Consider the following 13,194-nt stretch of genomic DNA (forward strand, 5'->3'; position numbering starts at 1 on the left):
GGTGGGCAGAAACCGTTGTGTCGCGCGGTATGAACGGGGTCATCGGGGGCGCACCGGGGGATGTGGAGGCGCCTGCCGGACCGGGACGATCGAGCCATGAGTCCGGTGCACACGAACGTACTGTCGGGCGTACCCCACTGGCAGCAGCAGCCGAAGCGCGTCACCGTGCTCGGCGCGGGGGTCGCCGGCCTGGTCGCGGCACACGAGCTGGAACGCCTGGGCCACAGCGTTCAGGTGCTGGAGGCGCGGCTGGCGGTCGGTGGCCGGGTCCGCACGCACGGGTTCGTCGGCCGCGGACCGCTGGCCGAGCTCGGGGCCATGCGCATCCCCGCCTCGCACCACCGGACCATGCAGTGGATCGACCTGCTCGGGCTGAGCGACCGGGTCCGGCAGTTCCGCACGCTGTTCTCCGACGACGCCAGCTACCTGGAGACGCCGTCCGGCCACTTCCGGGTGCGCGAGGCGACCTCGGTGCTGGTCGAGGAGTTCCGCCAGGGCCTGCCACCCGGTGAGTACCGCGAGGAGTCCGTGCTCGCGGCGGCGTGGCTGACCGCGAGCGTGAACGCCGTGGCGCCCGGCGCGTTCCGCACCGAGCTGCACAGCGACCTCAACCTGGAGCTGCTGGACCTGCTCGACGGCATCGACGTGCGGCCGTTCCTGGCCAGCACCGGTGGTGTCGAACGCGTGGACGTCAACCGGTTCTTCGCCGGCAACCCCCGCTTCGCCGCGCGCAGCCGGCTCGCGCACTTCTTCGACGACATCACCGTGGAGACGTCGTCGGCGTTGTTCCGGCTCGAGGGCGGGATGGACCAGATCCCCGTGCGGCTCGCCGAACGCCTGCGCGGCCCGGTGCACCGCGGCCGTGAGGTGGTCGGCCTGCACGTGCGCCCGGACGGCGTGGTCGTGGAGACCCGGCGCGGCCTGGACGTGGTGGCGAGCCACTGCGACTACGTGCTGTGCACCGTGCCGTTCTCGGTGGTGCGGCGGATGAGGCTGAGCGGGATGGCCGACGACAAGCTCGCGACCGTGCACGACATGCAGTACTGGCCCGCCACGAAGATCGCCGTGCACTGCCGCGAGGCGTTCTGGGAGCGCGACGGCATCAGCGGCGGCGGCTCGTTCACCGGCGGCCTGGTGCGCCAGACCTACTACCCGCCGGTGGAGAGCGATCCCCGGCTCGGTGCGGCGCTGCTCGCCAGCTACACCATCGGCCCGGACGCGGACGCGCTGGCGCAGTTGCCTCCTCGGCAACGGGAACGCGTGGTGCTGGACGAGCTGAGCAAGATCCACCCCGAGCTGAACACGCCGGGGATGGTGCTCGACGTGGTGACCCAGGCCTGGGGCGAGGACTTCTCCAGCATGGGCGCGGCGTCCGTGCGGTGGAGCAAGGACATCGCGACCTCCGAAGAGGAACGCGCGCTGGCCGCCACACCGCAGGGCACCCTGTTCTTCGCCGGTGAGCACTGCTCGACCTACCCGGCCTGGATCGAGGGTGCGATCGAGTCCGGTCTGGCCGCCGCACAGGACATCCACGCCGCCACCCCGCTGGAACGCCCGCTGGTGGCGTCCGGATACCGCCGCATGCGTGGTGGCGCGGCGTGAACGGCACGAACTCAGGGGAGAACTCCTTGCTCGACACCGAAGTGGTCATCGTCGGCGGCGGACCGGCCGGCATGGCCACCGCACTGGAACTGCGTTCGCGCGGCGTGGACTTCGTCCTCGTCGAGGCCGGTGACGGCAGCGTCAGCCACCCGAAGGTCTCCAGCATCGGCCCGCGCTCGATGGAGTTCTTCCGCCGCTGGGGCGTCGCGGACGCCGTCCGCCACTCCGGCTGGCCGGAGGACCACCCGCTGGACTGCGTGTGGACCACCAGGATCGGCGGTCACGAGCTGTTCCGGTTGCCCCGCCACACGATGGCCACCCGTCCCGACTTCCGGCACACCCCGGAACCGGACGCGATCTGCCCGCAGCACTGGCTCGGTCCCCTGCTGCGGGCCGAGGTGGGCGTGCACCCGGACGGCCCGGTGCGGATGACCACGCGCCTGGAGTCGTTCACGCAGTCCGGCACCGGTGTTTCCGCGGTGCTGAGCGACGGTGTGGCCGTGCGGGCCCAGTACCTGATCGCGTGTGACGGCGCGAGCTCGCCGATCCGCAAACAGCTCGGCATCGCCGCCCCGGCCGTGCACGACACGCTCGTGTTCCGCAACATCCTGTTCCGGGCACCGGAACTGCGCGCGCAGCTCGGCTCACGGGTCGCGAACTTCTTCTACCTCATGATCTCCTCGGCGCTGCGGTTCCCGGTCCGTGCTCTCGACGGCCGAGAGCTCTACCGCATGACCGTCGGCCTGCAGGGCTCGCCGGAGTCGTTGCAGGACGCCGAAACGCTGGTGCGCAAGGCGATCGCCTTCGACACCCCGGTGGAGGTGCTGTCCGACAACGAATGGCACCTCGTCCACCGGGTCGCCGAGTCCTTCCGCTCCGGTCGCGTGTTCCTCGTCGGCGACTCGGCCCACACGTTGTCGCCTTCGGGCGGTTTCGGCATGAACACGGGCATCTGCGGGGCCGCCGACCTCGGCTGGAAGCTGGCCGCCGAGCTGCGCGGCTGGGCGGGCCCTGGCTTGCTCGACAGCTACACGACCGAGCGCCAGCCGGTGGCGTTCGAGGGCTTGGAAGAGGCCAACCGCAACCTGGAACGGGCGATGCGCCGCGAGGTTCCGCCGTTCCTGAACGACGACACCCCGCAGGGTGCGGCGATGCGGGCGAAGATCAGCGAGGGCCTGCAGCGCGGTGGCGTGGCCCGCGAGTTCGACGCGCCGGAGATCCACCTGGGCTTCACCTACGCCGGTTCGCCGCTCGTCGTCGACGACCCGACCGCGACGAACCTGGAGGACCGCAGGCCGAACACCCGGCCTGGTTCCCGTGCACCGCACGCGTGGGTGAAGGACTCGGTGTCCACACTGGACCTGTTCGGCGACGGTTTCGTGCTCGTGCACTTCGAACCGTCCGCGCTCCTGGACTCGTTCACAGCGGCGTTCGAGTCACGCGGGATCCCGTTCCGCGCGGTCGTGCTGGACTCGCCGGAGATCGCGGCCGCCTACGAACGCCCGTTCGTCCTCGTCCGCCCCGACGGCCACGTGGCCTGGCGCGGCACCGAACTGCCCGCGGACGCGGGTTCGCTGGCCGACGTCGTGCGCGGTGGTGCCCGGTGAAGCCGTTCTCCTTGCGCGACTGGTCCGACGAGGACCTGCGCAACCCGTTCCCGGTCTTCGCCCGCTACCTGGCGGCCGGACCCGTGCACTTCGCCGACGGCACCTGCTACGTCTTCGGCCACGACGCCGCCGTCGAGGTCCTGACCTCCCCCGCGTTCGGCCGCCGCTCCCCCTCCGGCGGCGGCAGCCCGGTGTCCATGCCCTCCGCCCTGCGCACCCTCGTCGAGAACTGGCTCGTCTTCCTCGACCCGCCCAGGCACACCGAGCTGCGGTCGGTGCTGAACAGGGAGTTCTCGCCGTCCGTGGTGACGAACCTCCGGCCCCGGATCGCCGCCATCGCCGCGGAACTGCTCGCCGACCTGCCTGCGACGTTCGACCTGGTGGAACGCTTCGCCGCTCCCCTGCCGATCCTCGTGATCTCCGAACTGCTCGGCGTGCCGCGCGCGGACTGGGAGTGGCTGCGCGAGATGGCCGTCGACCTCCAGCAGGCCAGCAGCGTCCGGGCAGCCGCGAACCCGGACGCGCACGCCGTCGCCGACCGGGCCGCGCGCGAGCTCACCTCCTACTTCCTCGCTCTGGCGGAGAAGCGGGGTGCGGAGCCCGGTGACGACCTGGTGTCGTTGATGGTCTCGGCCCAGACCCGCGGCGAACCGCTGACGTCCGACGAGATCGTCGGCACCTGCGTCCACCTGATGACCGCGGGCCACGAGACCACGACGAACGTGCTCAGCAAGTCCGTGCTGGCCCTGTCCTCCCGCCCGGCCGCACTGGCGGAACTGCGTTGCGGCGTGACCGCGGCGGCCGTCGAGGAGCTGGTCCGCTTCGACCCGCCCGTCCAGGCGGTCGGCCGGTGGGCGCACGAGGACGCGGTCGTCGCGGGCTTCCCCCTCCCGGCCGGCACCAAGGTGATGGTGCTGCTCGGCGCGGCGAACCGGGACCCCGCCCGCTTCCCCACCGGCGGCCGCAACACCGGCTTCGGCCTCGGCATCCACTACTGCCTCGGCGCCACCCTGGCCCGCGCCGAACTGGAGATCGGCCTCGGCCTCCTGCTGCCGGCGCTCGGCGAGTTCACAGTGGACAGCGTCAAGTTCCCGCACGACATCGTGTTCCACGGCCCGCACAGCGTTGTCGTGACCCGCGCGAACTGAGTCCGGTGGCCGGGTGCGTGCACCCGGCCACCTCTGTGGTGTAAGCTGTTGCCATCAGTCATGGTTACGAAGTACCAGGTCGCCCCGTGATCTCGTGTCACGGGCTTTTTGCTGTTTCGGCGTTTCCGCAGGCCATGGCGGATCACCCCAGGCTCTCGCACCAGCGAGTCGCCGTGTCATCAAAGGAGTCCCCATGGCCACCGGAACTGTGAAGTGGTTCAACGCCGAAAAGGGTTTCGGCTTCATCGAGCAGGACGGCGGCGGCGCCGACGTCTTCGTTCACTACTCGAACATCGCCGCCCAGGGCTACCGTGAGCTCCAGGAGGGCCAGAAGGTCTCCTTCGAGATCACGCAGGGCCAGAAGGGCCCGCAGGCCGACAACGTCGTGCCCGCCTAGGTTCTTCTGTCAGCCGCCCCTGGGCGCTGATGCAGTCCGAAGCCCGGCCGGGGATCACTTCGATCCCCGGGCCGGGCTTTGGCGTCTCCCACGGCGTCCGCCCCGGCTCGTCAACGCCGGCGGTAGCTGGCCACCAGCGCGGCCCCGCTCAGCAGGGTGAGCAGGCCGAACGCGATGTTGACGGCGATGCCGAGCCCGATGATCGAGCTGGCGGCGTTGCAGACCGCGAAGACCGCGAGCGCGATCCACAGCAGAGTGCGGGTACCGGTGTTCGTCCTGGTGTTCGTCATGCCGGAAACGCTAGTGAGCACGGGTCTCCCCGACGATCCCCCGCACTGCCGTCCGCGGGGTGGAGCAGGCTCCACCCCTCAGCTGTTCGCGACAGCCGCCCGCCGGAGCAACCTGCCACCCCACACCACCCCGGTCACCGCCAGCACCAGCCAGGCCGCGGCGGCCGCGACCGACCGCGGCGAACCGAGGTCGAGCACGGCATCACCGAGGAACGCGGCCACCACCGTCGTCGGAACCAGCCCGATCGCGGTCCCCACCCCGAACGACACGGGCCGCACCGCCGTGACGCCCGCACCGTAGTTCGACGCCGCGAACGGCACGACGGGCAACAACCGCAACACGACCGTGGCCGCGAGCCCGTTGGCCTTGAACACCTCGTCCAGCACCCGCAACCGCCCACCCAGCCTGCGCTCGACGGCCTCACGCCCCAGCCACCGGCCCACCCAGAACGAGATCAACGCGCCCGCCGTGAAGGCGACGACCGCGAGCGCCGCGCCGGTGACGACACCGAACAGCAGGCCGGATGCCGTGGCCAGCACGGGTTTGGGGAAGAACAGCGGCGTGCCGAGTGCGCCGAACGCCAGGAACGCGAGCGGCGCCCATCCGCCCATCGCCTGGATCGAGGTCCGCAGTTCGGCCACTTCGGGCAGGTCGACCAGGGCGGCGGTGACGATCAGCGCGATGACCAGCACCAGCAGCGTGATCGCACGCAGGTCGCGCTTGGGGCTTTTCTCGCTGGTCATCGCCTTCGATGATAGGCCAGTCAGGAGGAACCGGATGCGAGCGGCTTTTCGCGTTGTCCAGCTGGATCCGCGTGCCCGACGGATCTCAAGCGGTCACTCCACCCGAAGCCCCTCCACGACCGGGTTCTCGGCCAACCCTGGAACTTGCCCGGTCAGCCGGGAGTAAGCCCCTCGCAAGAAGTTCCTCATCTCCCCCACGAGCTTCTCGCGTCCGGCAACAGCCCGCCAAGCACGCTTCGAAGACGTGATGGCGACCTGAGAACCCTCCACCCGCAGGCGAATCACCTCTTCGCTCTCAGTGAAGTCGATTGTGGCATCTCGCCCAGCAGAAAGACGGTCCGTTGCGTTGACCAGGGACAAGGCCAGGTCCACCAGAGGCAGATATCTCCGGTCCGAGATGACGTCGACCTGATCGACCACGAACCTCACGCGCACTCCGAAATACCTGTAGCAAAGATCGATCTCGCTGACAGCTGCCGGATCGGACCCTTTGGGCAACGTCCAGGTGTCGCCCCAAGGCTCACCGGCACCCGGCACGTCGAACGAGAGCTGAACCACGCGTTACCTCGACCTTCTCCGAGCGACTCGAACCCGCGACGGCCGGAGTGCAACCGCCGAGGCTGCACTCTGGCCGAACGCGACGTCCTCCGCAGGCTTCTCGGCGAGTCCGGACCGCCTGCACGGTTCACCGAGCCGGGCCCGCCCGCTCAGACCTGGTTCCGCCCTCCATCCACGAACAGGTCCGACCCGGTGACGTAGCTGGCGTCGTCCGACGCCAGGAACAGCACCGCCGCAGCCACTTCCTCCGGCTGCCCCACCCGCGCCAGCGGGATGCCCGCCGCTCCCGCCCGCTGGTACTCGCGGGCGCCGGGGTCGGTGCTGGTGTCGATGTAGCCGGGGCTCACCGCGTTCACCCGCACGCCACGCCCGCCCAGCTCGACCGCGAGGGTGCGGGCGAGTGAGCGGGTGCCTGCCTTGGCCGCCGAGTACATGCCGAGGCCCGGCAGGCCCGCGGTGGCGCCGATGGAGGACATCAGCACCACCGAGGCGTTGTCGTTGAGCGCCGGGGCCAGGGTCTGGACGGTGAGGTAGGGCGCGCGCAGGTTCTGGGCCAGCACGTTGTCCACGGTGTCCGGGCTGACCTCGCCGAACGGGGTGAAGGTGCCGCTTCCCGCGTTGGTGAAGAGCACGTCCAGGCCTCGTCCCGCGGAACGCACCGCCTCCAGCAACTCGGTGAGGTGGCCGGGGTCGCTCGCGTCGCCGCACACCCCGGTGGCCGCGGGGCCCAGCTCGGTGACGGTCTCGGCCAGCACATCGGGGCGGCGGCCGGTGATCAGGACGTGGGCGCCCTCGGCGATGAAGCGGCGGGCGGTGGCGAGGCCGATGCCCGCGGTGCCGCCGGTGATCACGGCGGTGCGGTCTGCCAGTCTGCCCATCTCAGGCCGCCAGCCGCGGGTAGTCGAGGTAGCCGCGGTCGGTGCCGCCGTAGAAGGTCGAGTTGTCGGGCTCGTTGTACGGGCCGCGCTGGACGATGCGCGTGGCCAGGTCGGGGTTGGCGAGCCAGGCGGCGCCGAGGGCCACGATGTCGGCACCGGCGGCCAAGCCGTCGTCGACGCGGTCGTGGGGTGCTTCCGGGTCGGCGGTGCGGTGCGGGTTGAGCACCAGCACGCCGGGCCAGGACTTGCGCAGCAACGTGGTCAGCTCGCGCCGGCCGGGGGTCTCGGAGACGTCGAGGAACGCCAGGCCGTCGCCGGCCAGTTCGCCCAGCATGGCTTCGTAGAGCTCTTCGGTGTTGCCCTCGTCGATGCCCTGGATGGTGCTGGCGGGCGAGATCCGCAGCGAGGTGCGGTCGGCACCGGCGGCGCCGGCCATGGCGCGGACGGCCTCGACGACGAACCGGATGCGGTTCTCGGTGCTGCCGCCCCACTCGTCGGTGCGCAGGTTCGTGTTCTGGCACAGGAACTGCTGCGGCAGGTAGCCGTTGGCCGCGTGCAGCTGCACGCCGTCGAAGCCCGCCGAAACCGCCAGTGCCGAGGCCGTCGCGAACTCCTGGAGCGTCGTGCGGATGTCCTCGGCGGTCATGGCCGCGGGCACCGGGTGGTCCTTCATGCCGTCGGGGGTGAAGGTCTGGCCGGGGGCGGCGACCGCGGAGGGGGCGTGGGCGTCCAGGCCGCCGCGCATGGTCGGGTGGCCGGTGCGGCCGCCGTGGAAGAGCTGCAGGTGGATGGTGCCACCGGCCTCGTGCACGGCGTCGGTGACCTGCCGCCAGCTCTCGGCCTGCTCGGGCGTGGCGATGCCCGGCGTGGTCGGGTAGGCCTTGCCGCGCAGGCTGATCTGGGTGGCCTCGGTGACGATGAGGCCGGCACCGGCGCGCTGCCGGTAGTACTCGGCGGTCGACGCGGTGGCCAGACCCTCGTCGGTGGCGCGGCTGCGGGTCATCGGGGCCATGGCCAGGCGGTTGCGGACGGTCGTGGCGCCGACCCGGAGGGGCGAGAAAGCGTTGGTGTCACTCATGATCCTGAGCTTCGGCCGGGACGACAACGTTGCCAATCGACCGGTAACGGGCTTACTGTGGGTAAGTGACCAGGTCGACGGCAGCAAACGCGCAGGTGATCGACTCATCCGGCTGTGAGGCCGCCGGCGGGATCATGAGCTTCGTCTCACAGCGCTGGACCTCGGCGATCATGCTGGCCGGGGCGAGGGGCGCGCGGCACTTCAGCGAGTACCGGCGGATGGTCGGCGGCATCTCGCCCCGCATGCTGTCGGTGCGCCTGACCGAGCTCGAGCAGCACGGCCTGGTGCACCGCGAGGTGGTGCCGAGCATGCCGGTGCAGGTGCGGTACCAGCTGACCGAACGGGGTCTGAGCCTGCTCAGCGCGGTGGACGCGATCACCCGGTGGACGCACGAACCGAGCTGAGCTCAGCGGTTCTGCCCGGCCAGCGCCGCACCGAGCTCAGAACGCGCCGTCACGCCCAGCTTCGGGAAGATGCGGTGCAGGTGCGTGCTGACCGTGCGGTGCGAGAGGTTCATCCGCTCGCCGATCTCCTTGTTCGTCAACCCGTCCGCCGCGAGCCGCGCGATCGTCAGCTCGTGTTCGGTCAGTCCGCCGCCACCGCGGCGGGTTTCACCGGACGCGCGCAGTTCCTCCCGTGCGCGCGCTGCCCAGCCCACGGTGCCGAACGCCTCGAACGCCTCCGCTGCCGCTTTCAGGTGTGGGCGGGCGTGGGTGGCGCGGCGTTGGCGGCGCAGCCAGGCGCCGAAGGCGAGTTGGACGCGGGCGCGGTCCCAGCCGGTCGTGTCGTGGGCGTCCAACGCCGTCGTGAACAGGGATTCGGCGTCCTCGTCGGACGCGAGCAGGGCGCGGGCGTAGCGCAGGCCGCTGGCCAGGGCGGGTGAGGTGGTGGCGCTGTCGAGGCCCTCGACGAGCTTGGCGGCCTCGTCGGCGTGGCCGCTGCGGACGGCGGCCTCGGCCAGTTCGGGCAGGGTGTAGCGGCGCAGGGCGAGCTGGTAGGCGGGTCGGGGGTCGTGGACGCGGCGGACGGCGGCGAACGCGTCGGTGTAGCGGCCCTCGCCGAGTGCGGCCAGGGCGCGGCGAGCTGGACGGTGGCCAGGACCGGCGGGCCCTGCGGCGAGGCCGGTGCGTTCGGCGGAGCGGCGAGGTCGGCGACGGCCGCGTAGTCGCGCGCAGGCGGCGAGCTCGGCGAGAACGGCGGCGAGGCCGTGCATGTAGGGCTGGTGGGTTTCCCCGGCCAGGCGCAGGGCCTCGTGGGCGGCGGGTTCGGCGTGGGCGAGGTCGCCGAGGCGGGTGCGGCTCCAGGCCTCGACGGCGAGGGCGCGGGTGAGCAGGCCGAACTGGCCGGAGGCGCGGAAGCCGCGTTGGGCGGCGGCGGAGAAGCGGACGGACTCGGCGAACGCGCCACCTGGAGGGCGGCGCTGCCGAGCAGGCGGGCGGTGGCGGGTCGGCGCCGGGCACGGAGCTCGCGGAAGGGCGCGGGCGCGATGTTGACGAGCCCACCAGACCCTTCGTCTCGCGGGGCGTTGACGAGCCCGCCAGGTCCTCCGCCTCGCGAGGCGCCGACGAGCCCACCAGGCCCCCCGCCTCGCGGGGCGTCGATGAGCCCGCCAGGTCCTCCGCCTCGCGAGGCGCCGACGAGTCCAAGAGGCCCTTCGTCTCGCGGGGTGCGGAGGAGCCCAGCGCCGCCCGCAGGCCCGCGATCACCCGGTCGCCCTGTTCGATCGGCGCCACGTACGCCAGCATCGCCAGCACGTGCGGGTCGCGCGGGTCCAGTGCCAGGTCGCGGGCGACGGCCAGGATGCGTTCGCGCACCTCAGAGCCCGGTTCGGTCCAGAAGCACCGCATCGCGACGCTCCAGAAGATCCGCAGGCCCAGTTCGGTGTCCCCGTCGGCGACCACGGCCTCGGCCAGCCCGATCAGCTCGGCCGGGCCCGCGCCCTGGCCCACGCCGTCGTCGAACGAGGTCGGCAGCCACGCGGCCAGCGCGCGCTGGCGGACGGTGAGGTCCGGCCGCGCACCTCCGCCAGGATCCGCTCGAGCTCGTCACGGCGGCCCGCAGCAGCGGCTTCCTCGGCCGCGTGCAGCAGGTCGTCGGCCGAGCAGAGCGCCGGCACCCCGTCGAACACCGGCACGTCGGCCGCCACCACCAGCACGGCGCCCGATCCGGCCAGCCGGCGCGCCACGAAGCCGAGCACCTCGCGGCTCTCCGCGTCGAGCCACTGCGCGTCTTCGACCACGACGACACCGCGACCGGCCAGCAGGTCGAGCGCGGCCAGGCCTACGACGTGCACGGACGGGACGCCCTCGGCGAGCCCGAGTGCCGCCTCCAGGGCGGCCCGGCGCGGTGAGGACACAGTGGACAGACCACCGAGCAGCGGCTGCAGGACCTGGTGCAGCGCCGCGTGGGGCAGGTGCTGTTCGGAAGGGACACACGTCACGGACACGGCGGGCGAGAGCGTGCTTAGCAGCTCCGCCCGGCCGGCTCCGGCGAGCTGCACGGCCCCGCCCGTGGAACCGGCCAGCGCGGCCAGCTGTTCGCGTTCCCTCCAGACCAGCGACATGACCCGACTGTGTCAGAAAGTCCAGACCGCGCGCTTGCCCGGGCCCACGACCAGCGTCGAGCCGCCGAGCTGCTCGACGTGCCTGGCGACGCCGCGGTTGAGCTCGAACTCGATCCGCTTCAGACCGGTCTGTCCGATCTGCACCTTGTCGAACCGCATGGTGGTGCCGCCGCGCAACGCCGTGACGCCGCGCGAGTCGGTCTTGAGCTTGAACCCGCCGGCACGCAGCAACGGCAGGGTGTTGGCGTAGTCGCGTTCGGTGATGGCGAGCTCGATGGAGGTGATGTCGCGCATCAGGTGGTTGCGGTAGTCGTCCGGCAGGTAGCGCTCCCGGCCGACGTCACCGGGGTGGCGGGCGGGCTGGGTCTTGCCGCGCGGGTCGGCGAAGTACTCGTCGCGGTACTCCATCGCCCACGCGCCGAAGCGGTCGTAGTGCTCGAAGCCGAACACCGCGTCGAACCACGGCACCGGCACGTGGTCGCCGAAGTCGCGGGTCTGCAGGAACTCGATCGGCGTGACGCCCTGCGCCACCAGCCGGTCCCGCACCGCCGCGATGTCGCCGTCGTGCTCGGTCGACAGCCCCAGCCCCGCCGACCCGAGCGACCCGTCCTGACCGGGCGCGTCACCGACACCGAAGATCTCCAGGTAGGTCTCGCGGCCACGCAGGTAGCGGCCGGTCCACACCTCGCCGCCGGCGCCGGTCGTGGTGCGGACCTCGAAGTCCGCGAACGCCCTGAGGTAGGCGGAGTGCTCGACCGCGTCGGCGGTCACGCGGTCGTAGGTGCCCCACGCGTGGTTGTAGAACAGCAACTGCCGCTCCCCTGCCTGTGCGGTCCCTGCGGACACCGCCACGAGCAGGAGGGCCAAGATCACGCTCGCCGTGCGTCGAATCCCCATGATGGGATCGTAGGAGAGCCCACTCGACCCGGACTCAAGCCGAACAAGGGGGAACAGTGCTGGACACCGCCCGCTGGTCGGTTCTCGCCCCGCTGCTGCAGGCCACGACCGCGGGCAGGGACCTGCTCGACGACACCATCCGCCGGCTGGGCCCGGACGCGGTCGTCGCGGCGGTGCTGGCCGAGATCGGCGAGATCGAGCACGACGTCCGCCTCGACCTCGCTTTCGCCGGGTCGGTGACGTCCTGCCTGGCCACGGCGTCGGACCACGTCGTCTGCCTCGACCTCGCCGACGCCGTGCGCACCCTCTACGGCACCGAACAGCACTGGCCGAGCCTCGCGGTCCGCACCCCGGCCGCCGAGCTCGGCGAGGGCGGCATGGGTGCCTGGTTCCACCGCAGGAAGGGCTACCCCGAGGCGGTCGACGCGGTGCTCAGCGCGCTGCGGCCACACCGCGAGGACCTGGGCACGCTGGCGGTGCGGTTCGGGTCGGACAAGTGGGGCGACCTGCACTGGTACACCCAGCACTACGAACGCCACTTCGCCCGGCTGCGCACCAAGCCGGTGAAGGTGCTGGAGATCGGGATCGGCGGGTACGACGACCCGGCGAGCGGCGGCGCGTCGTTGCGGATGTGGCAGCGGTACTTCCAGCGCGGTCTCGTCCACGGGCTCGACGTCGTGGCGAAGACCGTGGCCGGGCCGCGGATCATGACGGTGCGGGGTGACCAGTCGGACGCCGGGTTCCTGGACCTGCTGGGTTCGCGGCTCGGGCCGTTCGACGTGGTCATCGACGACGGCAGTCACCGCAACGACCACGTGCAGACGTCGTTCCACGCGTTGTTCCCGCACGTGCGCGCGGGTGGGTTGTACGTGGTCGAGGACCTGCAGACCGCGTACTGGCCGAGCTGGGGTGGTGCGGCCGACGGTGGTCCCGGCACGTCGATCGGGATGTTGAAGTCCTTTGTGGACGGCTTGAACCTGGCGGAGGTCGAGGATCCCCGGGTCGATGGCGGGTACGTGCAGCGGAACATCAGCGGGATCTCGTTCCACCACAACATCGCGTTCGTCGAGAAAGGACTCAACGCCGAGGAGGGTGGTCCCGAGTTCCTCAGGACGCTGGGGTGATCCACGGCAGGACACGTTCGCCGTTGCGGTGCCGGAGCAGCCACTCGTGACGGTTCCACGAGGGCTGTTCGCCGCCCGGCGTGGGCGTGCTGAACTCGGTGTCGTCGGTCTCGACGAGGCAGAGGAACCGCCTGCCGGACAGCAGGTGCCAGCGGGCAATCGAGGCCAGGTCGTCCAGCAGGGCGTGCACGGAGGTCTGGTCACGAGCCCGGTCGACGCCTTTCAGGACGAGGATCACGAGCGGGTGCTCAGCGGTGAGGAGGTGGTCCACCAGGCCGTCGCCGAACCCCAGCCAGGTGGCCGTTCTA

At 71.4% G+C, this 13,194-nt stretch carries 15 protein-coding genes; 6 read left to right on the forward strand and 9 right to left on the reverse strand.

The window, feature by feature from the left end; translation table 11 throughout:
* Positions 1-96: 96 nt before the first annotated feature.
* From BBK82_RS44310 to BBK82_RS44325, 4 genes are all read left to right on the forward strand, one after another.
* A complete protein-coding gene (locus tag BBK82_RS44310) occupies positions 97-1,602 on the forward strand; it encodes a flavin monoamine oxidase family protein (RefSeq protein WP_083268619.1) in 1,506 nt (501 codons plus the stop codon).
* The gene (locus BBK82_RS44315; RefSeq protein WP_065920255.1) at positions 1,599-3,209 is read left to right on the forward strand and encodes an FAD-dependent monooxygenase; all 1,611 of its coding nucleotides are present in this window, start codon (positions 1,599-1,601) and stop codon (positions 3,207-3,209) included. Before BBK82_RS44310 ends, BBK82_RS44315 begins: the two co-directional genes overlap by 4 nt.
* Complete coding sequence (locus tag BBK82_RS44320) at positions 3,206-4,357, forward strand: cytochrome P450 (RefSeq protein WP_065920256.1); 1,152 nt, start codon at positions 3,206-3,208, stop codon at positions 4,355-4,357. Before BBK82_RS44315 ends, BBK82_RS44320 begins: the two co-directional genes overlap by 4 nt.
* Positions 4,358-4,550: 193 nt before the next feature.
* Positions 4,551-4,754 (forward strand): cold-shock protein, encoded by a 204-nt coding sequence (locus BBK82_RS44325; RefSeq protein ID WP_065920257.1) that lies wholly within the window; start codon positions 4,551-4,553, stop codon positions 4,752-4,754.
* Between the two features lie 110 nt (positions 4,755-4,864).
* Here the strand turns inward: BBK82_RS44325 and BBK82_RS44330 are convergent, their stop codons facing one another.
* The 5 genes from BBK82_RS44330 to BBK82_RS44350 form a co-directional block, all read right to left on the reverse strand.
* A complete protein-coding gene (locus BBK82_RS44330) occupies positions 4,865-5,044 on the reverse strand; it encodes a hypothetical protein (RefSeq protein ID WP_065920258.1) in 180 nt (59 codons plus the stop codon).
* A gap of 78 nt (positions 5,045-5,122) precedes the next feature.
* Complete coding sequence (locus BBK82_RS44335; RefSeq protein WP_065920259.1) at positions 5,123-5,788, reverse strand: TVP38/TMEM64 family protein; 666 nt, start codon at positions 5,786-5,788, stop codon at positions 5,123-5,125.
* Between the two features lie 93 nt (positions 5,789-5,881).
* A complete protein-coding gene (locus BBK82_RS44340; protein ID WP_065920260.1) occupies positions 5,882-6,346 on the reverse strand; it encodes a hypothetical protein in 465 nt (154 codons plus the stop codon).
* A 149-nt stretch (positions 6,347-6,495) separates the two neighbouring features.
* Positions 6,496-7,224 (reverse strand): SDR family NAD(P)-dependent oxidoreductase, encoded by a 729-nt coding sequence (locus tag BBK82_RS44345; protein WP_065920261.1) that lies wholly within the window; start codon positions 7,222-7,224, stop codon positions 6,496-6,498.
* A gap of 1 nt (position 7,225) precedes the next feature.
* The gene (locus BBK82_RS44350) at positions 7,226-8,302 is read right to left on the reverse strand and encodes an alkene reductase (RefSeq protein WP_065920262.1); all 1,077 of its coding nucleotides are present in this window, start codon (positions 8,300-8,302) and stop codon (positions 7,226-7,228) included.
* Between the two features lie 65 nt (positions 8,303-8,367).
* Here BBK82_RS44350 and BBK82_RS44355 point away from each other — a divergent pair, with 65 nt between their 5' ends.
* Positions 8,368-8,706 (forward strand): winged helix-turn-helix transcriptional regulator, encoded by a 339-nt coding sequence (locus BBK82_RS44355; protein WP_065920263.1) that lies wholly within the window; start codon positions 8,368-8,370, stop codon positions 8,704-8,706.
* Positions 8,707-8,708: 2 nt separating this feature from the next.
* On the opposite strand, the gene BBK82_RS44360 is transcribed toward BBK82_RS44355, so the two are convergent.
* The 3 genes from BBK82_RS44360 to BBK82_RS44370 all read right to left on the reverse strand — a co-directional run bounded on the left by BBK82_RS44360 (position 8,709) and on the right by BBK82_RS44370 (position 11,762).
* A complete protein-coding gene (locus BBK82_RS44360) occupies positions 8,709-9,515 on the reverse strand; it encodes a LuxR C-terminal-related transcriptional regulator (protein ID WP_065920264.1) in 807 nt (268 codons plus the stop codon).
* A gap of 705 nt (positions 9,516-10,220) precedes the next feature.
* Positions 10,221-10,865 carry a hypothetical protein gene (locus tag BBK82_RS44365; protein ID WP_065920265.1) on the reverse strand — a complete coding sequence of 215 codons (645 nt, stop codon included), beginning with the start codon at positions 10,863-10,865 and terminating at the stop codon, positions 10,221-10,223.
* Between the two features lie 12 nt (positions 10,866-10,877).
* On the reverse strand, positions 10,878-11,762 hold the full coding sequence (locus tag BBK82_RS44370; RefSeq protein WP_065920266.1) for a DUF5829 family protein: 885 nt from the start codon (positions 11,760-11,762) through the stop codon (positions 10,878-10,880).
* Positions 11,763-11,818: 56 nt separating this feature from the next.
* Here BBK82_RS44370 and BBK82_RS44375 point away from each other — a divergent pair, with 56 nt between their 5' ends.
* The gene (locus BBK82_RS44375) at positions 11,819-12,886 is read left to right on the forward strand and encodes a class I SAM-dependent methyltransferase (protein ID WP_065920267.1); all 1,068 of its coding nucleotides are present in this window, start codon (positions 11,819-11,821) and stop codon (positions 12,884-12,886) included.
* On the opposite strand, the gene BBK82_RS44380 is transcribed toward BBK82_RS44375, so the two are convergent.
* Entirely contained in the window at positions 12,870-13,157 is a 288-nt protein-coding gene (locus tag BBK82_RS44380; RefSeq protein ID WP_065920268.1) for a hypothetical protein, read from the reverse strand. The genes BBK82_RS44375 and BBK82_RS44380 overlap by 17 nt on opposite strands.
* Positions 13,158-13,194: the final 37 nt, after the last annotated feature.

Origin of the sequence: Lentzea guizhouensis (genome assembly GCF_001701025.1) — a bacterium.
GTDB classification, from domain to species: domain Bacteria; phylum Actinomycetota; class Actinomycetes; order Mycobacteriales; family Pseudonocardiaceae; genus Lentzea; species Lentzea guizhouensis.

What these genes read in the sequence shown, in the direction of transcription:
- BBK82_RS44310 (WP_083268619.1), top strand. Translation starts at nt 97, where the DNA reads ATGAGTCCGGTGCACACGAACGTACTGTCGGGCGTACCCCACTGGCAG.
- BBK82_RS44325 (WP_065920257.1), top strand. Translation starts at nt 4,551, where the DNA reads ATGGCCACCGGAACTGTGAAGTGGTTCAACGCCGAAAAGGGTTTCGGC.
- BBK82_RS44330 (WP_065920258.1), bottom strand. Translation starts at nt 5,044, where the DNA reads ATGACGAACACCAGGACGAACACCGGTACCCGCACTCTGCTGTGGATC.
- BBK82_RS44335 (WP_065920259.1), bottom strand. Translation starts at nt 5,788, where the DNA reads ATGACCAGCGAGAAAAGCCCCAAGCGCGACCTGCGTGCGATCACGCTG.
- BBK82_RS44345 (WP_065920261.1), bottom strand. Translation starts at nt 7,224, where the DNA reads ATGGGCAGACTGGCAGACCGCACCGCCGTGATCACCGGCGGCACCGCG.
- BBK82_RS44350 (WP_065920262.1), bottom strand. Translation starts at nt 8,302, where the DNA reads ATGAGTGACACCAACGCTTTCTCGCCCCTCCGGGTCGGCGCCACGACC.
- BBK82_RS44360 (WP_065920264.1), bottom strand. Translation starts at nt 9,515, where the DNA reads ATGCACGGCCTCGCCGCCGTTCTCGCCGAGCTCGCCGCCTGCGCGCGA.
- BBK82_RS44365 (WP_065920265.1), bottom strand. Translation starts at nt 10,865, where the DNA reads ATGTCGCTGGTCTGGAGGGAACGCGAACAGCTGGCCGCGCTGGCCGGT.
- BBK82_RS44370 (WP_065920266.1), bottom strand. Translation starts at nt 11,762, where the DNA reads ATGGGGATTCGACGCACGGCGAGCGTGATCTTGGCCCTCCTGCTCGTG.